The 833-nt window shown below is 50.3% G+C and carries 1 pseudogene; it reads right to left on the bottom strand.

Annotated elements, in window-relative coordinates:
* Nucleotides 1-75: 75 nt before the first annotated feature.
* Nucleotides 76-696 (bottom strand): annotated as a pseudogene (locus OKC30_RS21210) (MSHA biogenesis protein MshQ); the annotation flags it as partial.
* Nucleotides 697-833: the final 137 nt, after the last annotated feature.

The raw sequence follows: 833 nt of genomic DNA, 5'->3' as shown, positions 1-833 counted from the left end.
CCATGATCTCGCACCTCAGTAACTGTACGTAAGATCAGTATAGCTCGTGGTGACTGCTAATCATGGGTAATCAGGTACGGTATTAACGAATTTGACGTCCTGATTGATAAATATCCGGATCAAGCCAGACCCGGTCAGCTTGATGGTCCCATTATCAATCGTCAGTTGATCGATATAATAATCCCCCTCGCCGAGCTGCAGGGTCGCATTGTTACGCACCGACAGAGTCTTAAGCTGGTACTCACTGCGGCTGGGGAACGTCAGGACGCAATTCTCGGCAGTGATGGAACCATAGCTCGCGAGGGGCACTGTCTGCTGCCCGGATTGGCAAGTCAGCGAGTTGGTGGCACCGATGGATGGGAAGTCATTGTTACCGGATAACTTGAGCCCACGAATGTCAGCGCCCGTCACTTGGCAAACCTGATATCCGCCGGCGCCATTATCACAACGTGGGGTATTGTTCTGGTCCTTGTTAATCGAGCAGAAGTTTAATGACTTGCCTCCAGTCCCATTAATCTTCGGGTTGTTGACCTGGTAAAGCTGGTTACCACTTATTTGATGGCAGTTGTTGTTATTACCGTGGTGGCCTTGGACAACGGCCGGAAATATTTCACCTGTATTAATGATATCAAAAGATGCCCAGACGGCCGGAGCAGTGACAGACAGGGCCAGAGTCATCAGCCAACGAACAATCATGGATTCACTCCATCGAAAGCTTCCGCCACCAGGGTGCGGCTGACGGCAAAGTCCGGGTTGGGGCCAATGCTGTTCAGATAAGCACATTTTTGACTAATTATTCATAAATGCGACTTGAGTTGGGGGAGCAAGGCTGT

Origin of the sequence: Aeromonas sp. QDB18 (genome assembly GCF_027705325.1) — a bacterium.
In the GTDB taxonomy this organism is placed as follows: domain Bacteria; phylum Pseudomonadota; class Gammaproteobacteria; order Enterobacterales; family Aeromonadaceae; genus Aeromonas; species Aeromonas caviae.
Note: the sequence above shows the minus strand (reverse complement) of the source record. Positions and strands in the feature narration are given on the sequence as shown.